At 68.8% G+C, this 22576-nt stretch carries 23 protein-coding genes and 1 tRNA gene; 4 read left to right on the top strand and 20 right to left on the bottom strand.

The window, feature by feature from the left end:
* Positions 1-85: 85 nt before the first annotated feature.
* Entirely contained in the window at positions 86-1462 is a 1377-nt protein-coding gene (locus tag JNB_RS16880) for a cystathionine beta-synthase (RefSeq protein WP_009777731.1), read from the bottom strand.
* Positions 1463-1589: 127 nt separating this feature from the next.
* Between JNB_RS16880 and JNB_RS16875 the strand changes: the two genes are divergently transcribed.
* Positions 1590-2684, top strand: coding sequence for an SGNH/GDSL hydrolase family protein (locus tag JNB_RS16875; protein WP_009777730.1), 1095 nt, complete (start codon positions 1590-1592; stop codon positions 2682-2684).
* Here JNB_RS16875 and JNB_RS16870 read toward each other — a convergent pair.
* Positions 2625-2894 (bottom strand): hypothetical protein, encoded by a 270-nt coding sequence (locus tag JNB_RS16870; RefSeq protein ID WP_009777729.1) that lies wholly within the window; start codon positions 2892-2894, stop codon positions 2625-2627. The genes JNB_RS16875 and JNB_RS16870 overlap by 60 nt on opposite strands.
* A 2-nt stretch (positions 2895-2896) precedes the next feature.
* Positions 2897-3754: a Bax inhibitor-1/YccA family protein gene (locus JNB_RS16865; RefSeq protein WP_009777728.1), complete on the bottom strand. Its 858-nt coding sequence runs from the start codon at positions 3752-3754 to the stop codon at positions 2897-2899.
* Positions 3755-3937: 183 nt separating this feature from the next.
* Between JNB_RS16865 and JNB_RS16860 the strand changes: the two genes are divergently transcribed.
* The gene (locus JNB_RS16860; RefSeq protein WP_009777727.1) at positions 3938-4504 is read left to right on the top strand and encodes a VanZ family protein; all 567 of its coding nucleotides are present in this window, start codon (positions 3938-3940) and stop codon (positions 4502-4504) included.
* A gap of 4 nt (positions 4505-4508) precedes the next feature.
* Here the strand turns inward: JNB_RS16860 and JNB_RS16855 are convergent.
* The 3 genes from JNB_RS16855 to JNB_RS16845 form a co-directional block, all read right to left on the bottom strand.
* Positions 4509-4586, bottom strand: a tRNA-Leu gene (locus tag JNB_RS16855).
* A gap of 86 nt (positions 4587-4672) precedes the next feature.
* The gene (locus tag JNB_RS16850; protein ID WP_009777726.1) at positions 4673-5746 is read right to left on the bottom strand and encodes a hypothetical protein; all 1074 of its coding nucleotides are present in this window, start codon (positions 5744-5746) and stop codon (positions 4673-4675) included.
* Positions 5743-6075: a PadR family transcriptional regulator gene (locus JNB_RS16845; protein WP_009777725.1), complete on the bottom strand. Its 333-nt coding sequence runs from the start codon at positions 6073-6075 to the stop codon at positions 5743-5745. The genes JNB_RS16850 and JNB_RS16845 overlap by 4 nt, the downstream gene beginning before the upstream one ends.
* Positions 6076-6275: 200 nt before the next feature.
* Here JNB_RS16845 and JNB_RS16840 point away from each other — a divergent pair, with 200 nt between their 5' ends.
* Complete coding sequence (locus tag JNB_RS16840; protein WP_009777724.1) at positions 6276-6995, top strand: TetR/AcrR family transcriptional regulator; 720 nt, start codon at positions 6276-6278, stop codon at positions 6993-6995.
* Here JNB_RS16840 and JNB_RS16835 read toward each other — a convergent pair.
* The 13 genes from JNB_RS16835 to JNB_RS16775 form a co-directional block, all read right to left on the bottom strand.
* The gene (locus tag JNB_RS16835; RefSeq protein ID WP_009777723.1) at positions 6979-7929 is read right to left on the bottom strand and encodes an exopolyphosphatase; all 951 of its coding nucleotides are present in this window, start codon (positions 7927-7929) and stop codon (positions 6979-6981) included. The two genes, JNB_RS16840 and JNB_RS16835, sit on opposite strands and share 17 nt — an antisense overlap.
* The gene (locus JNB_RS16830; protein ID WP_009777722.1) at positions 7926-8453 is read right to left on the bottom strand and encodes a DUF501 domain-containing protein; all 528 of its coding nucleotides are present in this window, start codon (positions 8451-8453) and stop codon (positions 7926-7928) included. The genes JNB_RS16835 and JNB_RS16830 overlap by 4 nt, the downstream gene beginning before the upstream one ends.
* Complete coding sequence (locus JNB_RS16825) at positions 8450-8989, bottom strand: septum formation initiator family protein (RefSeq protein ID WP_009777721.1); 540 nt, start codon at positions 8987-8989, stop codon at positions 8450-8452. The genes JNB_RS16830 and JNB_RS16825 overlap by 4 nt, the downstream gene beginning before the upstream one ends.
* 10 nt (positions 8990-8999) lie before the next feature.
* Positions 9000-10298 (bottom strand): phosphopyruvate hydratase, encoded by a 1299-nt coding sequence (eno, locus tag JNB_RS16820; protein WP_009777720.1) that lies wholly within the window; start codon positions 10296-10298, stop codon positions 9000-9002.
* A gap of 232 nt (positions 10299-10530) precedes the next feature.
* Positions 10531-11484, bottom strand: a complete 954-nt coding sequence (locus tag JNB_RS16815) for a pseudouridine-5'-phosphate glycosidase (protein WP_009777718.1) — start codon at positions 11482-11484, stop codon at positions 10531-10533.
* Entirely contained in the window at positions 11481-12626 is a 1146-nt protein-coding gene (locus JNB_RS16810) for a carbohydrate kinase (RefSeq protein WP_009777717.1), read from the bottom strand. The genes JNB_RS16815 and JNB_RS16810 overlap by 4 nt, the downstream gene beginning before the upstream one ends.
* A 67-nt stretch (positions 12627-12693) precedes the next feature.
* Positions 12694-13059, bottom strand: coding sequence for a hypothetical protein (locus JNB_RS16805; RefSeq protein WP_009777716.1), 366 nt, complete (start codon positions 13057-13059; stop codon positions 12694-12696).
* A gap of 232 nt (positions 13060-13291) precedes the next feature.
* The gene (locus JNB_RS16800; protein WP_009777715.1) at positions 13292-14038 is read right to left on the bottom strand and encodes a MazG nucleotide pyrophosphohydrolase domain-containing protein; all 747 of its coding nucleotides are present in this window, start codon (positions 14036-14038) and stop codon (positions 13292-13294) included.
* A gap of 4 nt (positions 14039-14042) precedes the next feature.
* Positions 14043-14549, bottom strand: a complete 507-nt coding sequence (locus JNB_RS16795) for a hypothetical protein (RefSeq protein ID WP_009777714.1) — start codon at positions 14547-14549, stop codon at positions 14043-14045.
* Positions 14550-14563: 14 nt separating this feature from the next.
* Positions 14564-18178 (bottom strand): transcription-repair coupling factor, encoded by a 3615-nt coding sequence (gene mfd, locus JNB_RS16790; protein ID WP_009777713.1) that lies wholly within the window; start codon positions 18176-18178, stop codon positions 14564-14566.
* A gap of 30 nt (positions 18179-18208) precedes the next feature.
* Positions 18209-18799 (bottom strand): aminoacyl-tRNA hydrolase, encoded by a 591-nt coding sequence (gene pth, locus JNB_RS16785; protein WP_009777712.1) that lies wholly within the window; start codon positions 18797-18799, stop codon positions 18209-18211.
* A gap of 129 nt (positions 18800-18928) precedes the next feature.
* A complete protein-coding gene (locus JNB_RS16780) occupies positions 18929-19615 on the bottom strand; it encodes a 50S ribosomal protein L25/general stress protein Ctc (RefSeq protein WP_009777711.1) in 687 nt (228 codons plus the stop codon).
* A gap of 240 nt (positions 19616-19855) precedes the next feature.
* Positions 19856-20869 (bottom strand): DMT family transporter, encoded by a 1014-nt coding sequence (locus tag JNB_RS16775; RefSeq protein WP_202795236.1) that lies wholly within the window; start codon positions 20867-20869, stop codon positions 19856-19858.
* 82 nt (positions 20870-20951) lie between these two features.
* Here JNB_RS16775 and JNB_RS16770 point away from each other — a divergent pair, with 82 nt between their 5' ends.
* Positions 20952-21500, top strand: coding sequence for a CGNR zinc finger domain-containing protein (locus tag JNB_RS16770; protein ID WP_009777709.1), 549 nt, complete (start codon positions 20952-20954; stop codon positions 21498-21500).
* A gap of 72 nt (positions 21501-21572) precedes the next feature.
* Here JNB_RS16770 and JNB_RS16765 read toward each other — a convergent pair whose 3' ends face one another.
* Complete coding sequence (locus JNB_RS16765) at positions 21573-22574, bottom strand: ribose-phosphate diphosphokinase (RefSeq protein ID WP_009777708.1); 1002 nt, start codon at positions 22572-22574, stop codon at positions 21573-21575.
* Positions 22575-22576 lie beyond the last annotated feature (2 nt).

Here is a 22576-nt window from a genome sequence, read left to right as displayed (position 1 = left end):
AGTTCTAGTCGACGAGCTCTCGCGCCGACTTCCTCGCCGCTACGGGCCTCGGGCGCTGAGCGCCCTGCGTTGCCTGCGCGGTTCGTCAGTCGACGAGGTGACCCAGGAGGTCGGCCCGGGTGAGGACGCCGACCGGCTTGCCACCCTCGATCACGAGGACGGCGTCCGCCTGCTCGAGCTCGTGACGGGCCGTGGAGACGGGCTCACCGGAACCGACGAGCGGCAGGCCCTTGCCCATGTGCTTCTCGACCGAGTCGGACAGGTGCGCCTTGCCGACGAAGAGCAGCTCCAGGAGCTCGCGCTCACTCACGGAGCCGGCGACCTCACCGGTCATGACGGGCGGCTCGGCCTTGACGACCGGCATCTGCGAGACGCCGTACTCGCGCAGGATCTCGATGGCGTCGCGGATCGTCTCGTTGGGGTGCGTGTGCACGAGGGCCGGCATCTCACCGGACTTCGCGCGCAGGATACTGCCGACCGTCGTGGCAGCGTCCGAGTGCATGAACCCGTAGGAGCTCATCCAGTCGTCACTGAAGATCTTGGACATGTAGCCGCGACCGGAGTCGGGCAGGAGGACGACGACGATCGCGTCGGCCGGGAGGTCCTTGGCGACCTCGAGGGCCGCGACGACCGCCATGCCGCAGGAGCCACCGACGAGCAGGCCTTCCTCGCGGGCGAGGCGACGCGTCATGTCGAAGGAGTCGGCGTCGGAGACGGCCACGATCTGGTCGACGACCTTGGGGTCGTAGGCGGTCGGCCAGAAGTCCTCACCGACGCCCTCGACGAGGTAGGGGCGACCGGTGCCGCCGGAGTAGACCGAACCCTCGGGGTCGGCGCCGATGATCTGGACACGGCCACCCTCACGGGAATCGCTCTGCTCGCGCAGGTAGCGGCCGGTGCCGGTGATGGTGCCGCCGGTGCCGATGCCCGTCACGAAGTGGGTGAGCGTGCCGTCGGTGTCGTTCCAGATCTCCGGGCCGGTGGTCTCGTAGTGCGAGGCCGGGCCCATGGGGTTGGAGTACTGGTCCGGCTTCCAGGCACCGGGTGTCTCGCGGACGAGTCGGTCGGACGTCTCGTAGTAGGAGTCCGGGTGGTCCGGGGAGACCGCCGTCGGGCAGACGACGACCTGCGCCCCGTAGGCCTTGAGGACGTTGCGCTTGTCCTCACTGACCTTGTCGGGGCACACGAAGATGCACTTGTAGCCCTTGCGCTGGGCGACCAGGGCGAGTCCGACACCCGTGTTGCCGCTGGTCGGCTCGACGATGGTGCCGCCCGGCTGGAGCGCGCCCGAGGCCTCAGCGGCCTCGATCATCTTGAGGGCGATGCGGTCCTTCACGGACCCGCCCGGGTTCATGTACTCGACCTTGGCAAGAACCGTCGCGGCGATCCCGTCGGTGACGGAGTTCAGCTTCACGAGAGGGGTGTTGCCCACGAGGTCGGCGATGTGCTCGGCATACTTCATGGGCCCATTCTCCCATCTCGCACGCGGACCTCGGGACGCCGCAAATATTGCCGGTATGCCGGGTGGGAACACTCGTGTCCTTGCCTGGCGTTAGCGTGGTCGAGAGATCGAGGAGGTCGGCAACAGCATGGGACGCGCACGACGGGCACGCAAGATCGCATCGACTGCGGCATACGGGGGTGGCGGCCTGGCCGCGGCGAGTGCTGCGCTGGGCGCGGTGAGCTACGGCGTCATCAAGGGTGAAGCGCTGCTCGCGCGCCGGCTCGTGGGCACGCCCTTCGACTCCTCCCCCGACGACAACGGCACCTACGGCGCCGGTCCGGGTGAACCCATCGAGATCCTCGTCATCGGCGACTCGAGTGCGGCAGGCATGGGCGCGCACCGCCCGTCCGAGACCGTCGGCGCCATCGTCGCCGGCGGTGTGAGTGCCCTCATGGGGCGCAGCGTCCACCTCACGAACACCGCGGTCGTCGGCGCCGAGTCGAGCGACCTGCAGCGCCAGCTCGCCGAGGGGCTGGAGTCGGTGACCCCCGACGTCGTCGTCATCATGATCGGCGCCAACGACGTGACCCACCGCGTCGACCGCGCCACGGCCGTGCGCCACCTCGAGCTGACCGTGCGCCGCATCCGCGCCCTGGGCAGCGAGGTCGTCGTCGGGACCTGCCCCGACCTCGGCACGATCGAGCCCCTGGCCCAACCGTTGCGCCTGCTCGCCCGTCGGTGGAGTCGCGACCTCGCCGCCGCCCAGACGATCGCGGTCGTCGAGGCCGGCGGTCGCACCGTGTCTTTGGGCGACCTGCTCGGCAAGGAGTTCGCCGCGTCTCCCAAGACGATGTTCAGCGAGGACCGCTTCCACCCGTCCGCTGCCGGATATGCCCGGGCCGCGGCTGCGCTGCTGCCGTCGGTGTGCGCGGCGCTCGGCGTGTGGGGCCACGACACGGCCGATCGCCCGCCCGAGGCGCGACGCGGCGAGGGTGTTGGACCCGTTGCGGTGGCTGCCGGTCAGGCCGTCAAGGATGCCGGGTCCGAGGTGTCCCCGACCGAGGTCGGCGGCCAGGCTCGCGGACCCCGCGGACGGTGGGCCGTGCTGCTGCGACGTCGTCACGACCCCGTGCCGGAGGCGCGCGACCCCCAGGCCGACGCGCCGGACGAGGCGACAACCTCAGGGAAGACGGCGGCGGAGGTCGGCGAGTCGGTCGGTGAGGTCGGGAACGCCAGCTGACGCTGCGTCCCACACGAGGACGCGCAGCTGGTCGATGAGGACGACCGGGCCGAGCTCGGGCACTGGTTGGTGTGCAGTGACGGCGGCGAGGTCCTGGACGAGCTCACGCACGGCCCCGGATGCGGCGAGCGCGTGGTCCGCGGACAGCTCTCGCCATCTGCGGACCACGCGCTCGAGCTCCCGCGACACGTCGTCGGGAAGGCGGTGCATGGTCAGTCGCGCATGCGGGCGAACAGACGCAGGAACTCGATGTAGAGCCAGACCACGGTCACGATGAGGCCGTGCGCGAGGAGCCAGCTGTACTTCTGAGGAGCACCGGTCGCGATGGCGCGTTCGATCATGTCGAAGTCGAGAGCCAGCGAGACCGAGGCCAGGCCGACGGCGAAGACCGAGATCGCGATGCCGAACATCCCGTTGCCACCGATGCCGAACGGCGTGTTCGTCACCATCGCAAAGATGAAGTTGATGACCGCGAAGATCGCGTAGCCAAAGATCATCATCGTCACGATGCGACGGAACTTGTCCGTGACCTTGATGAGGCCACTCTTGTAGGCCAGGAACATGCCCACGAACACGCCAACGGTCGCCATGGCGGCCATGGGGACGACGCCGTCGTACAGCTTCTCGAAGACCTGGCTGACGGCACCGACGAACAAACCCTCAAGGACGGCATACCCGACAATGAGCGGAACGCTCAGGGTCTTCTTGAAGGCGATGACGAGACCGAGCACGAGCGTGCCGATCATCCCGCCCATGAGGAGCATGAAGCCCAGTTGCTGGTTCTGTGAGGCAACGATCCAGCCGACGGCACCGAAGCCGAGGACGAGGGCGAACAGGCCCATCGTCTTCATGATGACGTCGTCCATCGTCACGCGACCGGTGTCGGTCGGGCCCGCGGTGGGCGCGTTGTACATGTCCTGGAGCTGCTGCGGGTTCATCGAGTGGGCTGCGCCCTGCTGGGCGTAGGAGACGTTGTTGCCGGGGTTCGCGCGGGCGCCGTCCCCCTGGAACCCGGCATAACCGGACTGGGCGTCCTTCTCGAGTCGGTTGAAGGCCGGATTGCTGGCCATCGTGTCCTCCGTATGTCTGGCGCGGTGGCGATCCACCGCGTCGTCTACCCATTCAATCGTGTTCGAGGCCCCCTGTGTTCCCGCCGCACGGTCTCCTGTGGACAACGATCGAGTCTCGACCTATCGGCGGCATATCGAAAAGAGCAGACAGCGGGACAACATCGCGTGGTCTTGAATGGGCGGATGACGCCCAGCCGCCGCCCCCTCATCGCCCTCTTCGGCGTCTACCTTGCGCTGCTCGTCTGGGTCGTGATGTGGAAGCTGGAGTGGCCGAGCGTGGGTGGCGGCGTGCGCAACGTCAAGCTCACGCCCTTCGTCACCGCCAGCAACGGGGACGGCGCCAGCCAGCCGATGGAGGTGGTGGGGAACCTGCTGCTCTTCGTCCCGTTGGGCATCTATCTCGCCCTGCTTGCGCCGAAGTCGCCGCGCTGGCGGTTGACCCTCCTGGCGGGGAGCCTGAGCGCGGGGATGGAGATTGCCCAGTACGTCCTGGCTGTCGGGCGGACCGACATCACTGACGTCATCGTCAACACCGCGGGCGCTGTGGTCGGGATGGGCCTGGTCGCCCTGGTGCAGCACGGGACCGGCACGCGGGCGAGGCGACTGCTGACTCGCGCCTGCCTGGCCGGGACCGCTCTGGCGGTCGCGGCGTGCGCGACGTTCGTGGCCTTGCCGATCCGCTACGGACCACCCGACGTTCGTTGCGACAGCCAGGGTTCGTGCCGGGTGGGTCACGACCTCGACCGCTGAGCGCTGGTGCCCCCGACGGGAATCGAACCCGTACCTGGAGCGATTTTAAGTCGCCTGCCTCTGCCAGTTGGGCCACGGGGGCGCACTCACCATAAAGCCTGCGTATGCCGCCCGCTTGCGTCCGCGCGGATGGTCGGCTTTCCAGCCATCCGCGCGGACGCAAGGGGCTCACCTCGACGCGCTCGGGCTCGCGCTGGGCGTCGGGGTGGGAGTCGCCGAGACCCCTGAGCTCGGCGACGTCGGTGAAACCTTCGGTGAGGCGCTCGGCGATGGACTGACGCTCGCCCCGGGGTTGGGGGTGGCCGTCACCGTGGGTGACGGACTGGCGTCGACGGTCGGCACCGGCCCGGGCAGCGGAGTGATCGCCATCGGCGGCTCCCACTCGTTGTACTTGAGCCAGCCCTTGTGTCCGGTCCAGCGCAGTGGGAAGACGTCGAGGTCCGCCATCAACTCGCCCGTCTGCGGATTCACTGCTCCCACCGGGTCGACCGGGCCGTAGAGGATGGATCCTTCATCCACTGCCAGGGCTCGTCCGTTCTGGTCGAAGAGCCGCACGTCATCGATACGCCGTCCCGACGAGTCGTACGCGTAGAGGTTCGCCACCTGCTCACCGTTGTTCAGCAAACCGTGTCCGGCCGAGGCCATCGGTTCGGCCCACATCTGGTCGTTGGCGGATGGGTACCGCCCATCAATGAACATGACGAAAGCAATCGGTAGAAGAATCACGGCAGTGACGTTGCCGATTACTCGGACAGGGCGGACCCAACCACCAGACAGACTCCCGTGCCGGGCGAGCAAGCCGGCGACCACTGAGACGAGAGCGCCGAAGATTGCTAGCCACGTGAGGCCGACGCCAAGGACTAGGGCAGGTAAGACGGCCAGGCACGCGCCTCGCACCGCCCACCAGACCGGGCGGAGGTCGCTCAGCCACGGCATGGCGGTGAGCATGCTCGAGCTCAGATCGGACCAGAGTCCCGAAACACGTTGCGCCACAGGCTTCTTCGGCTGCACCAGGGCTGTGCGCGGAGGGAGGCCAGCAGCGGAACGCAGCTCGGCGGCATACACATCCGGTCCTCCCAGGCGGTCACGCAAGGTGCCTTCGCCCGGCTCGGCCAACCGCTCCGCAAGGTCGGCCTCCATCCCGGTCGTGAACTCTTCCACGTCCTCGGCCGGCAGGTCCGCCAAGGCCGCTCGCACGCCGACGACGTAGTCCCGAACCTCCATCGCCACGGTGTCGTTCATGACTTCACTCCTGCTTCGTCGAGGAGGCCGGCCATCGTCCCTGCGAAGGCGGCCCACGTCTTGCCCTGGCTGGCGAGGGCGTCACGGCCCTGCGCGTTGATCCCGTAGTACTTGCGGTGCGGCCCCTCGTCGCTCGGGACGACGTAGGACGTGAGTGCCCCGGCGCTGTAGAGGCGACGGAGGGTGCCGTAGACCGACGCGTCACCGACGTCCTCGAGCCCGGCGGCTCGGAGCCGTCGCACGACGTCGTAGCCGTAGCCGTCCTCGCGGGCGACGACGGCCAGGACGGCGAGGTCGAGCACCCCCTTGACGAGCTGTGTGGCGTCCATGATCTCCGGGCACCTCCTGTCTCATGAGCACCACCGACCTGATGGCGCACAGTGCACACTACTACGCACTCCGCATTAGTGCGGCAACAACAGGAGTGACTGCGTGTCGTGACCTGCGAGAAGGCGCAAGTAGCGCCCTGATACGCCCGGTAGGCTCAGGGATGCACCCGCGCAACACTCAGAACGGATGACCTCCCCGCATGACCTTCACGGCCTCTCCCGCCTCCTCCGACGGCACGGACTCCCCCACCTCGCGCCGCCGCGGCCCCGCCAAGGGCACCCCCCGCGCGCCCCGGATGAAGCGTGAGGAACGTGAACGCCAGCTCCTCGACGTCGCCGAGTCGGTCTTCGCTGAGCACGGCTACCAGGACACGACGATGGAGACCATCGCCGCCGCGGCGGGCATCACGAAGCCGGTCATCTACGACCATTTCGGCTCCAAGGAGAACCTCCTCGTCGCCGTCGTCGCGCGCGCCCGCGAGGACCTGCTCTCCTCGACCGCGGCCGCCCTCGACGCCCTCCCGCCACACTCCCCCGTCGAGGCGCACTTCCGGGCCGGGGTCCGCTCGTTCATGCAGTTCTTCGAGGCGCGCCGCGGCAGCTTCCGGGTCTACATGCAGGAATCCGCCGTCGCCGTCGTGGCCGGGCAGGACATCGAGAACCTCCGCCAGGCACAGGCCCGCGAGATCGCCGAGCGCTTCAGCGGCAACGCGGCCATCGCGGCCTACCCCATGGTCTATCGCGAGGCCATGGCCGAGATCATGATCGCGACCAACGAGCGGGTCGCGGCCTGGCGCCTGCGCAACCCCGAGATCGACCTCGACACGGCCGTCGAGATCGTCATGGCCGTGCTCTGGAACGGTTTCGGCTCCTACACCGCCGAGACGGTCCCTGGGGTCGGGGTCAGCCCGCGCAGCTGAGCGCGATCCCGTCGAGGATGTCGTGCTCCGACGTCACGACCTGCGCGTCCGGCGAACGCTCGAGCACGCGCCCGAGGATCTCGTGCCACACGAGCGCACCTGCTCCGATGACGTCCACGCGACCCGGGTGCATGTAGCCGAGTTCGGCGCGCTCCTCGGTTGTCGCGTGCAGGAGACCCTGCGCTGACTCACGGTGCGCTGCCGGCGTGAGGTGTGCGAGGTGGATGAGATCCGGTGCGTATGCCGTGAGTCCCAGTGCGTGCGCCGTGATCGTCGTGATGCTGCCGGCGAGTCCGACGACCGTGGCGATGCCGGACAGGTCGACGACCTCCTCGGCGCGATCGATGGCGGCGGTGATGTCGGCCCTGGCCGCGGCGATCTGCTCGTCGGTCGCAGGATCACTCGTGAGGTGGCGCTCACTGATCCGGACGCAGCCGATGTCGACCGACCGCGCACTCTCGACCTGTCCGGTCCCGCGCACGAACTCGGTGGAACCACCACCCAGGTCGATGACGAGATAGGGGCCGGGGATGTCGGCGGCGACGAGGTCGCCGGTGGCACCAGTGAAGGACAGGTTTGCCTCGGCCTCGCCACTCACGACCTCGGGCGAGACGTCGAATCCCGCTGCGGCAAAGGCGCTTTCGACTCCAAGGACGAACTCAGCCGCGTTGCTGGCGTCGCGCGAGGCCGATGTGGCGACGAAGCGCACACGTTCGACGGCATGCTCACGGCACTGGGCGGCATACTCACGGGTTTGGACGAGAGTGCGCTCCATGGCGACCGGGTCGATGACCCCGGTGCGGTCCACGCCGTAGCCGAGCCGGACCACCTCCGTGCGACGCACGACGTCGACCAGCCGACCTAACTGATCGACGTCAGCGATGAGCAGACGGATCGAGTTGGTGCCGCAGTCGATGGCGCCGACGCGGGTCACTGCTGCGGGTCCTCGGCAAGCTCGGTGCACGGGTGGCTGGCCCACCAGTCGGGGAGCATCTCGAGGGCCTCGTCGCCGAGCGGGTTGACGCCCGGCCCGACGCTCAGCGAGTGGGCGACAAGGACGTGGAGGCACTTGACCCGAGTGGGCATGCCACCGGCACTGATGCCGTCGATGACGTCGACCTGGCCGAGCTCGTTGCGTCGCGCCAGGTAGTCCTCGTGCGCCGCGGCATAGCGGGCGGCGAGGTCGTCGTCCTCGCCGAGACGGTCGGTCATCTCACGCATGACGCCCACGGACTCGAGGGTGCTGATGGCACCGGTGAGCCTGGGGCACGTGGCATAGAACGACGTGGGGAACGGTGTGCCGTCGGGCAGGAGCGGGAGGGTGCGCAGGACGTCGGGTTCGCCGCAGGGGCAGCGGTGCGAGACCTCGACGACTCCCCGGGGGATGCGTCCGAGCTGGCGCTCGACGGCGTCGAGATCTTCCTGGGCGACCGGTGCGCGGTCGGGGGTCGCGGTCACCGGCGCTGGTTGGCAGGCACGTCGGCCGCCTGCATCGAGGACCAGATGGTGTCGTACCAGGGGTCGTTGCTCTCGCCCGCGTGCGCGACCTTGGGGTCACGCGTGTCGGCCACCGGGTCGAGCACGGTGTAGGACTTCTCGCCGGCCTTGACGAACTTGAGGCGGGTGCGGGCCTGCTGCTCGACGTAGGCGGGGTCCTCCCAGCGGGCCTGTTCGGACTGCAGCTTCTCGACCGTGACCTTCTGCTGGGCGACCCGGTCCCGCAGGGCGCTGATGTCGGACTGCTGCTGCCAGTAGGCGCGCAGCGTCGGCGCAACGAGGATGACGAGGAAGAGCAGGACGACGCCCATGCCGATGCGGCGGACCGTGCGGCGGTTGGCCCGGGCCGCGTTGAGCCGCCCTCGCCACCCGTTGGCGGCGCGCTCGCCGACCTGGCTCAGGACGGACGGGCGGGAGGCCCGGGCGCGCGGCGTGGGTCGCGAGGACGCCGGTCGTCGTGGAGACGAACCGGGTCCTCGACTGCTGCCGCGCGCCATGGGGACTGCCTCAGGCCTTCTTGCCAGCGGTGAAGCGCGGGAAGGCGCCGGCGCCGGCGTACTCCGCCGCTTCGTCGAGCTCCTCCTCGATGCGCAGGAGCTGGTTGTACTTGGCGACGCGCTCGGAGCGAGCAGGCGCACCGGTCTTGATCTGGCCACAGTTCGTCGCGACGGCGAGGTCGGCGATCGTCGTGTCCTCGGTCTCGCCCGAGCGGTGGCTCATCATGCAGCGGAAACCCGCACGCTGGGCCATCTCGACGGCGTCGAGGGTCTCGGTGAGCGTGCCGATCTGGTTGACCTTGACGAGCAGCGAGTTGGCCGTGCCGGTCTCGATGCCGCGGGCGAGGCGCTCGGGGTTGGTGACGAACAGGTCGTCACCGACGAGCTGCACCTTGTCGCCGAGGCGGTCGGTCATGGCCTTCCAGCCGTCCCAGTCGTCCTCGTTGAGCGGGTCCTCGATGGACACGAGCGGGTAGGCGTCGACGAGCTCGGCGTAGTAGTCGATCATCTCGGCGGCCGTCTTCTTCCCACCCTCGAAGTTGTAGGTGCCGTCATCCTCGTTGTGGAACTCGCTGGCGGCGACGTCGAGCGCGAGCGCGATGTCCTCGCCCGCCGTGTAGCCGGCCTTCTCGATGGCCTCGAGGATGAGGTCCAGCGCGGCGCGGTTGCTGTCGAGGTTGGGCGCGAAACCACCCTCGTCACCGAGGCCGGTCGCGAGGCCCTTCTCCTTGAGCACGGCCTTGAGCGCGTGGTAGACCTCGGTGCCCCAACGCAGGGCCTCGCGGAAGGTCTCGGCGCCGATGGGCGCGATCATGAACTCCTGGATGTCGACGTTGGAGTCGGCGTGGGAGCCACCGTTGAGGATGTTGAGCATCGGCACGGGCAGGACGCGCGCGTTCGGGCCACCGAGGTAGCGGAACAGCGGCAGGCCGGCGGACTCGGCAGCGGCCTTGGCGACGGCGAGGCTCACACCGAGGATCGCGTTGGCGCCGATGTTCTCCTTGTTCTTGGAGCCGTCGATGGCGATCATCTCGGCGTCGATGAGGCGCTGGTCGTGCGCCTCGAAGCCGAGGAGCTTGGGGCCGAGCTCGTCGATGACGGCGTCAACAGCCTTCTCGACACCCTTGCCGAGATAGCGGTTCTTGTCCCCGTCACGGCGCTCGGAGGCCTCGAAGGCCCCGGTCGACGCACCACTGGGGACGGCAGCGCGGGCGATGGTGCCGTCATCGAGGGCGACCTCGACCTCGACGGTGGGATTGCCACGCGAATCAAGGATCTCGCGTGCGCCGACGGCGTCGATGCTGGCCACTTGTGCTCCTGGGGTGGGGAAGACGGGTTTCTCCCCGAGCCTAGCCAATCCGACAGGTGACCCGTCCGACCGACCCGCATCCCGGCATACCCGCTCTGTTCACCAGCCAAGTCCTCCGGTGCGGGCCACCGTCTTCGCGTCCTTCATCCGCATGCAGCAACTATGTCCTGCCAGACGCGGGCTGTAGGCCGCGTCTGACAGGACACACGTCGGGTATGCCGGGTGGCTCAGGTCAGTTGACCGGCGCCACGTCCGCGTAGGCGCGGGCCAGGGCGGAGCCGAGGCGGGCATTGCTGCGCACGAGCGCGATGTTGGTCTCCAGGCTCGCGCCGTCGGAGAGCTCCACGATGCGACCGAGGAGGAAGGGGGTGATGTCCTTGCCGGTGATGCCCCGCTCGCCGCACTCGGCGACGACCTGGTCGATGAGGGCCGAGATCGCCTCGGGGGCCATCTCGTCCTCGGCGGGGACCGGGTTCGTGACGGCGATGCCGCCGGCGAGTCCGAGGTCCCACTTGACCCGCATCATCTCGGCGAGCTCTTCGACCGTGTCGGAGCGCATCGGTGCGGTGAACCCCGAGGAGCGTGAGTAGAAGGAGGGGAACTCGTCGGAGCCGAAGGTCACGACGGGCACACCGAGCGTCTCGAGGACCTCGAGGGTGCGGCCGATGTCGAGGATCGACTTCACGCCGGCCGAGACGACGGCGACGTCGGTGAGGCTGAGCTCGGTGAGGTCGGCGGAGACGTCCATGGAGTCCTCGGCGCCGCGGTGGACCCCACCGAGACCGCCGGTGACGAAGACCTTGATGCCGGCGAGCGCTGCGAGGCGCATGGTGCTGGCAACCGTCGTCGCTCCGTGGCGCTTGGTCGCCATGATGTGCGGGAGGTCGCGGATGCTCACCTTGGCGACGTCCTCGTGGGTGGCGAGCAGCTCGAGCTCGTCGGCGGAGAGTCCGATGCGGGCGACGCCGTCAAGGATGGCGATCGTCGCAGGGGTGGCTCCACCGTCACGGACGATCTGCTCGACCTCGCGGGCCATCTCGACGTTGCGCGGGTAGGGCATGCCGTGACTGATGATCGTCGACTCCAGCGCGACGACGGGGCGGCCGTGGGCGATGGCCTCGGCGACCTCGGGGGCAAGGGCGAGGGCGGGGTGCGGGGTCGTGTTGGTCGGAGCGTTGAGGGTCATGAGGTTCCTTGCTGGGTGGTGAGGCGCCCGGTCACGAGCGCGTGGGTGAGGTCGGGGCGCACGGTGTGCGCGGACTCGGTGGTCAGGGCGGCGGTGGCCTGACCGAAGGCTGCGGCGGCGACGGCGTCGTCATCGTGGAGCAGGGCGTGGACGAACCCGGCGGTCATCGAGTCACCGGCGCCGGTGACGTCGACGACCTCGGCGCTGACAGCGGTGTTCGTGGTGACGGTCGGCCGGGAGGTGTCAGCGGAGTCGGCCGGGGCCGAAGAGAGGAGGCTGCCGCGGGCCCCGCGCCGCACCCACACGTGCCGCACACCGAGGGCATGCAGCTCGGTGGTCGCGCGGCTGATCTCGGGGATCGTGTCGGCGACGTCGTGGCCGACGAGGGCAGCGAGCTCGGCGATGTTGGGTGTCACGGCGAGGATGGGCCGATCGGGCGCAAGGAGGGGGCGCAACCGGCGAGCCTTGACGACGGACACGGGTTCGATGACGACGGGCACGTCCGCGCTGTTGGCGATGTCGCAGAGCCAGGTCGCGACCTCGATCGGGATGTTGCCGTCGACGACGAGCAGGTCGCAGTTCTGGATGAGTGAGCGAGCCGGTTCGATGTCGGCGACGGTGAGGGCATCGGTGGCACTCATGTCGGAGACCGCGACCGAGAGGTCACCGTCGTGGTCGAGGACCGCGAGGTAGGTGCCCGTGGGCCTGCTGCCGGTGACGACGTGGTCCAGCTGGACACCGGCACCTCGGGTGTGGGCGAGGAGCTCGTCACCGAAGGAGTCGCTCCCGACCGAGGCCACGAGGTGGGTCGGAGTGCCCAGGCGGGCGAGGTTCTCGGCGATGTTGCGGCCGACGCCACCGGGGTCGGTCGCGACCTCACCGGGGTTGCTGGTCGCGGAGTCGAGCGGTGCGCTCGAGCGGGCCTTGACGTCCATGATGGCTCCCCCCACGACGACCACCGCTGCTTCGCCGCGCACGAGGTAGCCGCGACCGAGGATCGCGCCCTTGCGGGTGAGGTTGGACAGCGCCACCGAGACCGAGGCCTTCGTGGTGCCGACGCGGTCCGCGAGACCTGCTGCATCGAGCAGCGGGTCCGAACGGAGCAGGCGCAGGATCGTCTGTTCCTGGGGAGTGAGTTTCACGTTGTAAAGTTAAGCACCACTTGTATTTCTAAGTCAAGCAGCGTGACCTTTGCCCCGGTGGGCGCGCTCACTCGAAGAGGTCGGCAGTGCCAAACCTTCCGTCCGTGCCGCGGAACACGACGACCACCCGCATGGGGTCCACTCCGTCGCTGCCCTCGCAGATCGTCGTGACATCGGTGGCGACCTCCGCCGTGTTCGGGCAGGTCATGTCCTCGTACCACCCGCTCTCCAGCGCCTCCGCGAGCGCCGTCCCCGAGACGGAGCCATCTGCGGCCACCGTCACGCGTTGTGGAGAACTCTCCATGAATCCGCCGTCACCCATCGGCCCGCTGAGCAGGAAGCCGAACAGGAGCATCGGGATCACGGTCATGCCGATGACGGTCAGCACCACTCCGCCGAACGCGCCGAGGAGTCCGGCGACCCACGGGTTCATGCCTGCGGATCGTGGTGCGGGAGAAGGCATTCCGAGGTATGCCGGGTGTGCGCCGTACGGAGTCGGCGCACCTTGGGTGGGCTGGCCGTAGTAGGCGTGTGGACCGGGTCCATGGCCGGGGCCCTGACCGTACCCAGGATCGTGGCCAGGGCCGGGCGGCAGTGGTGGCTGGTACGACACGGTGAGCTCCTTGCGGGCGAACGGGTGGCTCACCCTCGCACGAGCACGACCCTCAGCGGGCCTGTTTCGCGGCCTTCTCCTGTGCCTTGATCCGCGCCCACTCGGCTTCGACCTCTTCGGGAGTCGAGGCGTCACCATCGGCGAAGACGTGCGGGTGACGACGGACCAGCTTGTCGACGAGACCACCAGCGACGTCGTCGATGTCGAACTGGTCCTGCGCCGACTCGGCGTCCTCGGCGACCCGCGAGTGGAAGAGCACCTGGAGCAGCACGTCACCGAGCTCTTCGGCGAGGTGTTGGCGGTCGCCGGACTCGATCGCCTCCACCGCTTCGGCGGCCTCCTCGGTGAGGTACTTCGCGAGGGACTCGTGGGTCTGCTTGGCGTCCCACGGGCAGCCATCCGCTGAGCGCAGCCGGTCCATCACTGCGACGGCATCGAGCAACCGGGACCCGGGCACGTCCCACGACCCGACGATGACCTCGACCTCTGGCGGCACCTCGAGCCGAGACACCTCGGAGGCGATCGCGTCGGTGAGCCCGGGATCCGCGTCCGACGAACCCAGCCAGACGACGTCACTGTCCACGCAACGGCTCACGAGCAGGCGGGCAAGGTCGGGTGCCGTCGGCTCGGGACCGACAGCGTCCACGGTCAGGCCCGACTCGACGATCGCGTCCACGACCGGCTCCGAAAGATCACGGCACAGGCGCGCGGAAGCCGACTCGACGGCATACCAGGCACTGCGGGACAACAGGCCCGGCGCAACGCGCGGACTGGTGACGAGGAGGCTCAGACGCCCCACTGCGTCAGCCCGCGCTGGGGACGGGAACGAGCCAGTTGGGCGTGTCGGCGACGACGGCCGCCTGGGACGCGTCGAACGTTCCGTAGCGCGGGTTGACCGTCATCTGCAGAGCCGCGAACTCCTTGGTGAGCTTCTGGCGACCGGCGTCGTCGATCTGCTGGAGGCTGGCCTCGGCCTGGAGGATCTCGACGGTCGTGTCGGACGGCGTCTCGGGGTAGTCCTTGAACGCGGCGCGCGCAGCCGACTCGCTCTGCGCCTTGCCGGCGTCGGCAGCGGCCTTGTTGATGTAGGGCGCACGGATGAGCAGCGTGAGCGCCTGGGCTGCCGTGAGGGGCTGCTCCGGCTTGAAGGCGGCGTTGATCTGCTCGGTCGCTTCCCGGACCTGCTGCTCGGTGATGACCCGGCCGTCGACGACCGCGGCGGTCTGCGCCGAAGACGTGCCAGAGCAGGCAGAGAGTGCGAGGACGCCCGCGAGGGCGAGAGCGATGGTGCGAGCCTTCACGGCCTTCACAGGTTGTCCCTTCGTCATCGGGTGGACGTCGCCACCCGTGCTGCTTCTCCGACATTGTCCATGACGACGGTGCGGATGACCGCACCCGCCCACTCGAGGACCGCGTGGTTGCGCAGCGGCTGCCCTCCGACGCGGGCCGTCATGGGTTTGGGCACGAGGATCGTGCCGAGCGACTCCTTGATGATGGAGCCGGGATAGAGGCGCTGGAGTCGCAGCTCCTGGCTCTCGCGCAGCTCGACCGGGCCGAAGCGGATCGTGTTGCCCTGCACCGCGATGTCCTTGATGCCGGCAGCCCTGGCCACGGTACGCAGGCGAGCGACCTCGAAGAGGTTGCGGACGGCCTCGGGCGGTTTGCCGTAGCGGTCGAGGAGCTCGGCCTCGATCTCCTCGAGCGCAGCCTCGTCGGCGACGGTCGCGAGCTTCTTGTAGGCCTCGAGCCGCAGCCGCTCCCCCGGCACGTAGTCGTGCGGCAGGTGGGCGTCGACCGGCAGCTCGATCTTGATCTCGCCAATCTCCTCGTCGATGTCACCGCGGAAGCTCGACACCGCCTCGCCGACGAGCCGGACATAGAGGTCGAACCCGACCCCGGCGATGTGGCCGGACTGCTCCCCACCGAGGAGGTTGCCGGCGCCACGGATCTCGAGGTCCTTCATCGCGACCTGCATACCGGCACCGAGGTCGGTGTGGCTGGCGATCGTCTGGAGGCGGTCGTGAGCTGTCTCCGTGAGCGGGTTCTCGGGCGGGTAGAGGAAGTAGGAGTACGCACGCTCACGTCCACGCCCCACGCGCCCGCGCAGCTGGTGCAGCTGGCTGAGCCCGAGCCGGTCGGCGCGCTCGACGATCAACGTGTTGGCGTTGGAGATGTCGAGGCCGGTCTCGACGATCGTCGTGCAGACGAGGACGTCGAACTTGTTCTCCCAGAAGTCCAGGACGACCTGCTCCAGCCGGTGCTCGCCCATCTTGCCGTGGGCGGTCGCGATGCGGGCCTCGGGCACGAGCTCGCGGATGCGCGCCGCAGCCTTCTCGATCGTCGACACCTTGTTGTGGATGTAGAAGACCTGCCCCTCCCGCAGCATCTCGCGGCGAACCGCAGCGGTGATCTGCTTCTCCTCGTAGGCGCCCACGTAGGTGAGGACAGGGTGCCGCTCTTCCGGAGGCGTTGCGAGAGTGGACATCTCGCGTATGCCGGTCACAGCCATTTCGAGGGTGCGCGGGATCGGGGTCGCGGACATTGCAAGCACGTCCACGGCCGTGCGGAGCTGCTTGAGCTGCTCCTTGTGCTCCACACCGAAGCGCTGCTCCTCGTCGACGACGACCAGTCCGAGGTCCTTGAAGTGCACGGAGTCGGACAGCAGTCGGTGGGTACCGATGACGAGGTCGACGGACCCGTTGGCCAGACCCTCGAGGACGAGGTCGGTCTCCTTCTTGGACTGGAACCGGCTCAGCGGCTTCACCGTCACCGGGAACGGCGCATAGCGCTCGGTGAAGGTCTGGAGGTGCTGCTGGACGAGCAGGGTCGTCGGCACGAGGACGGCGACCTGCTTGCCGTCCTGGATCGCCTTGAACGCAGCCCGCACCGCAATCTCGGTCTTGCCGTAGCCGACGTCGCCACAGATGAGGCGGTCCATCGGGACCTCTCGCTCCATGTCGGCCTTGACCTCGTCGATGGAGCTGAGCTGGTCGGGCGTCTCGATGTAGGCGAAGGCGTCCTCGAGCTCGCGCTGCCACGGGGTGTCCTTCGAGAAGGCGTGACCCTTGGTCGCCATCCGGGCGGAGTAGAGCTGGATGAGCTCGGCCGCGATCTGCTTGACGTAGCGACGCGCCTTGGACTTGGTGGTCTTCCAGTCCGAGCCACCCATCTTGTTGAGGGTGGGCTGCTCGCCACCGACGTAGCGGGTGATCTGGTCGAGTTGGTCCGTCGGCACGAACAATCTGTCGGGCTGACTGTGCTTTCCACGCGTACCCGGGGCGTACTCGAGCACGAGGTACTCACGCGTCGCACCCTGGACGGTGCGCTGCATCATCTCGACGAACTTGCCGACACCGTGCTGCTCGTGGACGACGAAGTCACCCGGCTTGAGCTGGAGCGGGTCGACCTGGTTGCGTCTGCGCGACGGCATACGCCGCATGTCCTTGGTCGACGGACCCGTCGACGGCGTTCCGGTGAGGTCGGTCTCGGTGAGGACGACGAGACGGCTCGCGGCATGGACGAACCCGCGGCCCAGCTGGGCCGTCGTGACGTGGACGATGCCGGGCTCGAAGGTGTCGAGCGCGGTCTCGAGGCGAGCGGGGACCTCGGCCTCGCCGAGGACCTCGACGATGCGCTTGGCCGAGCCCTGTCCGTCGGTGGCGACGAGGACCCGCCACCCGTCATCGGTCCACGTGCGCAGATCCGAGGCGGCGGACTCGATGTCTCCCCGGTATGCCGTGGGGTCCTCTGTGCCGGTCTCGACGGCGTTGCCGTCGGTCGTCTCCAGGTCGAGCACGAAGGGGGTGAGGTCCCACCAGGGGTGCTCGGTGGCTTGGGCGTGGTCGCGCAGGTCGCCGACCGACCAGAACGAGGCGGATCCGAGGATCTTCCCGAGGTCGATCGGAACGGCGTTGCCGGCAGCGGCGTTGGCCCAGCCGGCCTCGAGGAACTCCTGGCTCGTGGCGACGAGGTCGTGGGCTCGGGTGCGCACCCGCTCGGGGTCGCAGGTGACGACGGGTGAACCGGCGGGGAAGCTGTCGAGCATCGACTCCATGCCGTCGACCAGGGCGGGAGCCAGCGACTCCATGCCCTCGACGGCGATGCCGGCGGCGAGCTTGTGGAGCAGGTCAGCGGCACCGGGCAGCTGGTCGGCCAGGGCAGCGGCGCGGTCGCGGACGGCATCGGTGAGGAGCACCTCGCGGCAGGGCGGGGCCCACAGTCCGTGAGAGGCGACCTCGAGCGAACGCTGGTCGGCGACCTTGAACCAGCGGATCTCCTCGATCGTGTCGCCCCAGAACTCGACGCGGAGCGGGTGCTCCTCGGTCGGCGGGAAGACGTCGAGGATGCCACCGCGGACAGCGAACTCGCCCCGGCGCTCGACGAGGTCCGTGCGGCTGTAGGCCGCGCCCGCCAGTGCCTCGACGACCTCGTCGAGGTTGTGGTCCTCACCGGCGCGCAGGGCGACGGGGGTGAGGTCACCGAGGCCGATGGAGATCGGCTGCAGGACGGCACGCACCGGCGACACGACGACCGACAGCGGGCCGTGCGCGACGTCGTCATCGGCGACGGAGGCGGGGTGGGTGAGGCGCCGCAGGACGGCCAGACGGCGACCGACGGTGTCGGAGCGCGGGCTGAGGCGCTCGTGCGGCAGCGTCTCCCACGAAGGGAAGTCGGCGATGACGTCGGGGTCGAGGACACACCCGAGGGCGTTGGTCAGGTCTTCCGCCTCGCGGCTCGTCGCGGTGACGACCAGCAGGGGTAGGCGGTCAGGGGCGGTCGCGCGCAGACGCTCGACCGCCGCGGCGATGAGTGCCGGGCGGGCACCGGCGCTGACGGAGACGTCGAGCGTCTCCGTGCCGGGGCCAGTGGCGGTCTCGAGGAAAGAGTGGATCTGGGGGGCGGCGCCGAAATGATCGACAACCGGTTGCAACGTGGGCATCGCCCACCAGCCTAGTGCCGTGGTCTGACGCTAGTTGGCAGCCGCAGGCGCGTGGAACTTCTGCTGGGTGTCGAGCAAGCCGTGGGTCACGAGCATCTCGACCGCGTCGGCAGCGTCGCCGAGGAGGAACGGCAGCTCCTTGCGCTCGACCGGCGAGAAGTCCTTGAGCACGAAGTCGGCGGCGTCCTGGCGCCCTGGCGGGCGACCGATGCCGACGCGCACGCGCAGATAGTCCTTGGTGCCGAGCGACTTCGAGATCGAGCGCAGCCCATTGTGGCCGCCCTCACCGCCGCCGAGTTTGAGACGGACGTCACCGGCGGGGATGTCGAGCTCGTCGTGGATGACGACGAGGCGGTCGGGCTCCACCGAGAAGAACCCCATGAGTGCCTTGACCGGCCCACCCGACTCGTTCATGTAGCTGCCCGGCACCGCGATGACCGCACTCGGGCCCGGCACTCCCCCGGGACCCGTGCCGATCCGGACCTGCGCCGCGACCGCACGCGCCTTGTGCGTGCGCAGCGCGCTCTTCGTCCTGGAGGCCAGCTCGTCGATGACCATCGCTCCGACGTTGTGACGGTTGCCGGCATACGTCGGTCCCGGGTTGCCCAACCCGACGACCATCCATGTCTCGCTCACAATCCCCGAGTATGCCGCCCGCGCACCTCTGTCCCCAAGTCACCCGCGAACAGCACAGCAGGCCCGGTCCGCCATGGACCGGGCCTGCTGGGATGGATCGAGTGAGCGCGTGGCTCAGGCGTCTTCGGACTTCTCCGCGTCGCCCTCGGCTGCGTCGCCCTCGGCGGTCTCGCCCTCGGCGGCGTCCTCGTCGGACTCCTCGTGCTCGATGCCGGCCTCGGCCTCGGCCTCGGCGAGCTCGGCCTCAAGGGCCTCTTCGGAGATCTGCTGGGTGACGTTGACGACGAGCGCCTCGGCGTCGGTGATGAGCGTCGCGCCCTCGGGCAGCTCGATGGCGCCGGCGAGGATCTGGGTGCCGGCCTCGAGGCCCTCGACGGAGACGGTGACCGACTCGGGGATGTTGGTGGCCTCGACCTCGAGCTGGATGCTCGAGTTGTCCAGGCTGACGACGGTCTCGGGGGCGGCTTCGCCCTCGAGGTGCACGTTCACGTCGACGGTGACCTTCTCGCCCTTGCGGACGATGACCAGGTCGATGTGCTCGATGACCGGCTTGATCGGGTCGCGCTGGACGTCCTTGGCGAGAGCGAGCTGCTCGGCGCCGTCGAGGACGATCGTGAGCAGGGCGTTCGGGTTCTTGAGCGCCATCATGGCGTCGTGGCCCATGAGGGTGATGTGCACCGGCTCGGAACCGTGGCCGTACATGACGGCGGGGATCTTGTGGTCGCGGCGGATCTGGCGGGCAGCGCCCTTGCCGAACTTCGTGCGGGCCTGCGCCTGCAGCTTGATGGTGTCGTTGGCCACGGGGACTCCTGAGTTTGTCGAGCGAATCGGGCGATTTCGATGAGCGACGACGTCGGAGGGGACTCGACGTCTGCGGTGGCCTCGACGCGGGACACGGCACGGACAGGCGCGCTGGTCCACGGAAAGTTCTCGGAGTCAGAAGAACCGAATCTCTCTATGACCACCGCGTCGATCACGGACGTGCTTGGCCGGACATTCTCTGGCCGGTGCAGCGTCCCTCGCCGAGGCAACCCGGGAAGTCTAGGCGACGGGGTGCGGCGCAGGGAAATCGGTGTATGCCGCCTGCTCGCCGTCGTCGTGCCCGTCGCCTTCGTCTGTGGCCCCGCGTGACTCACCCAGACGCACGGCGACCACGCCACCGAGGATGAGGAGCCCGCCCGCGAGCTGGATCCAGCCGGGCAGCTCGTCGAGCAGGACCCAGGCAATGAGGACCGCGAACAGCACCTCGGAGAGCCCGACGAAGCTCGCGACCGTGGCGCCGACGAGGCGCGTGCCGATGACGCCGACGCCATAGGCGAGGGCGGCCGCGACCAGGGCGAGCTCGGCGACGGGCACCCACCACACGGTGGTGAGGCCGGCGATCTCGACGCTCTCGCGGGCGGTGCCGTAGTCGATGAGCCCGGTGGCGCTGGCGACGACGAGGAGGACGGCACCGACGCCGAGGCCGAACCCGGCCAGGGCCAGCGGCGGCAGCGAATCTTCGTGCTCGTGGCCCGAGGTGACGTAGTAGGTGGCGAGGCCGACGGCTGCGAGCAGGCCCCAGCCCACGCCCGCCCACGAGACCTGGACACCGGAGAAGACGTCGAGGACGAGGACGAGCCCGGCGACGGAGAGGCCCACACCGACGAGCGTGAGGCGGGACGGACGCTGACCGTGACGGGCCCACATCCAGCCGACGACGACGACGATCCCGAGGTACTCAAGGAGCAGGGCCACGGCGACCGACAGGGTCTCGACGGCGTTGAAGTAGGCGAACTGGCACCCGGCGACGGCCACGGCCCCGAAGGCGATGACCTGACCGGCGTTGCGGCGCAGCAGACTCCAGCGACCACGCAGCGCCCAGGTCGCGACCGGCACGAGGACCAGGGCAGCGAATCCGACGCGCCACGTGACGACGCCCGCAGGAGTCCAGCCGGCACTGAGGAGAGACTTGGCGAAGGCCCCGGACGATCCGAACGCGGCCGAGGACACCACGACGAGGATGAGCCCGAGCAGCAGCGTGCGCGCCGATCGAGTCTGGATTCCGGCGTTCACGGCACTCACCTCTGTCAGGAGTAAACTAGGTCTATGACCCTTACAAGGATCACGCTAGGGCTTCGCCCTGTCAGGAGTCAAGATGCTCTTTGCCCATGACACCGAGTTGGCGCTGCAATACGCCGCGTCGCTGATCAACACTGCGCCCGGTCACGGCGACTCGATGGTTGAGGATCTCCCCACGGTGGAGTCGCTCGTCGCCCACATGACGGGGTGGCAGTGGAGTGGGGAACTCCCCCGAACTCGATCAGCACTCGAGGAGGTCCATGCCCTGCGGCCCCGACTCCTCGACCTGTGGACGCGCGAGGTCGATGGCCTGGTCGTCGGCGTCAACGAGCTCCTGGCCGAGCACCAAGCCGTCCCCCGCCTGGTCAGGCACGACGACCTCGACTGGCACATTCACGCGACGCGCGACGACGAACCCATCGCCAGGCGCATGGCCGTCGAGGCAGCCATGGCGTTCATCGACCTCATCCGCGCCGGTGAGACCGAGCGCCTGCGCGTGTGCGCTGCGGACGACTGTGACGACGTCGTCATCGACCTCAGCAAGAACCGGAGCCGGCGCTACTGCGACGGGACGTGCGCCAACAAGGCCCACGTCGCGGCATACCGCGCTCGTCAGAACACCTGACTGAACGCACACACGCCGACGTCTTGCGCAATCCGCCGGATCTCCCGACGTATTGCGCAATATGTCGGAGCTTCAGGCGCGGCCGCCGAAGAGGCTCGTCACCGAGCCGTCCTCGAAGACTTCCTTGATGGCAGCGCTGATGAGCGGGGCGATCGACAGGACCGTGAGGCCCTCGAACTCCGACTCCGGCGCGATCGGCAGGGTGTTGGTGACGATGACCTCGCGGGCCGAGCAGTCCCGAAGCCGCTCGATGGCTGGCGGCGAGAGGATGGCGTGTGTCGCAGCGATGATGACGTCCTTGGCACCGTCGGCCATGAGCGCGTCGGCGGCCTTGGTGATGGTGCCGCCCGTGTCGATCATGTCGTCGACGAGGACGCAGACGCGGCCCTTGACCTCACCGACGACGCGGTTGGCCACGGCCTGGTTGGGCTGGTTGACGTCGCGCGTCTTGTGGATGAAGGCCAGCGGCGCACCACCGAGACGCTTGGACCACTGCTCGGCGACCTTGATGCGGCCGGCGTCGGGCGAGACGACCGCGAGGTCCTCGTGGCCGTACTTCGCCGACACGTAGTCCGACAGCACCGGCTGGGCCATGAGGTGGTCGACGGGTCCGTCGAAGAAGCCCTGGATCTGGTCGGTGTGCAGGTCGACGGCGATGAGGCGGTCGGCGCCGGCGGTGCGGAAGAGGTCGGCCATGAGGCGGGCCGAGATCGGCTCGCGGCCGCGGTGCTTCTTGTCCTGGCGGGCGTAGCCGTAGAACGGCATGACGACCGTGATGCGCTTGGCAGAGGCCCGCTTGAGCGCGTCGATCATGATGAGGTGCTCCATGATCGCCTCGTTGAGCGGGGCGGCGTGGCTCTGGATGACGAACGCGTCGGACCCGCGCACGGACTCCTCGTAGCGCACGTAGATCTCACCGTTGGCGAAGTTGTAGGCGCTCGTCGGGACGAGCTCGGTGCCGATGAGCGCGGCGATCTCCTGGGCGAGCCCCGGGTGCGCGCGCCCAGAGAAGACCATGAGCTTCTTCTTGGGCTTCTTGCGGATGTTGGCCGACTTGGGACGGTCTTCCTTCATCG

This window comes from Janibacter sp. HTCC2649, from assembly GCF_000152705.1.
Lineage (GTDB): Bacteria > Actinomycetota > Actinomycetes > Actinomycetales > Dermatophilaceae > Knoellia.
Note: the sequence above shows the minus strand (reverse complement) of the source record. Positions and strands in the feature narration are given on the sequence as shown.

Bases quoted from the DNA above. Each gene is read 5' to 3' on its own strand.
- JNB_RS16860 (WP_009777727.1), top strand. From the start codon at position 3,938: ATGACGCCCAGCCGCCGCCCCCTCATCGCCCTCTTCGGCGTCTACCTT.
- JNB_RS16765 (WP_009777708.1), bottom strand. From the start codon at position 22,574: ATGAAGGAAGACCGTCCCAAGTCGGCCAACATCCGCAAGAAGCCCAAG.
- JNB_RS16880 (WP_009777731.1), bottom strand. From the start codon at position 1,462: ATGAAGTATGCCGAGCACATCGCCGACCTCGTGGGCAACACCCCTCTC.
- JNB_RS16870 (WP_009777729.1), bottom strand. From the start codon at position 2,894: ATGCACCGCCTTCCCGACGACGTGTCGCGGGAGCTCGAGCGCGTGGTC.
- JNB_RS16805 (WP_009777716.1), bottom strand. From the start codon at position 13,059: ATGAACCCGTGGGTCGCCGGACTCCTCGGCGCGTTCGGCGGAGTGGTG.
- mfd (WP_009777713.1), bottom strand. From the start codon at position 18,178: ATGCCCACGTTGCAACCGGTTGTCGATCATTTCGGCGCCGCCCCCCAG.
- JNB_RS16840 (WP_009777724.1), top strand. From the start codon at position 6,276: ATGACCTTCACGGCCTCTCCCGCCTCCTCCGACGGCACGGACTCCCCC.
- JNB_RS16875 (WP_009777730.1), top strand. From the start codon at position 1,590: ATGGGACGCGCACGACGGGCACGCAAGATCGCATCGACTGCGGCATAC.
- JNB_RS16815 (WP_009777718.1), bottom strand. From the start codon at position 11,484: ATGACCCTCAACGCTCCGACCAACACGACCCCGCACCCCGCCCTCGCC.
- JNB_RS16825 (WP_009777721.1), bottom strand. From the start codon at position 8,989: ATGGCGCGCGGCAGCAGTCGAGGACCCGGTTCGTCTCCACGACGACCG.
- JNB_RS16865 (WP_009777728.1), bottom strand. From the start codon at position 3,754: ATGGCCAGCAATCCGGCCTTCAACCGACTCGAGAAGGACGCCCAGTCC.
- JNB_RS16770 (WP_009777709.1), top strand. From the start codon at position 20,952: ATGCTCTTTGCCCATGACACCGAGTTGGCGCTGCAATACGCCGCGTCG.
- JNB_RS16850 (WP_009777726.1), bottom strand. From the start codon at position 5,746: ATGAACGACACCGTGGCGATGGAGGTTCGGGACTACGTCGTCGGCGTG.
- JNB_RS16845 (WP_009777725.1), bottom strand. From the start codon at position 6,075: ATGGACGCCACACAGCTCGTCAAGGGGGTGCTCGACCTCGCCGTCCTG.
- pth (WP_009777712.1), bottom strand. From the start codon at position 18,799: ATGGTCGTCGGGTTGGGCAACCCGGGACCGACGTATGCCGGCAACCGT.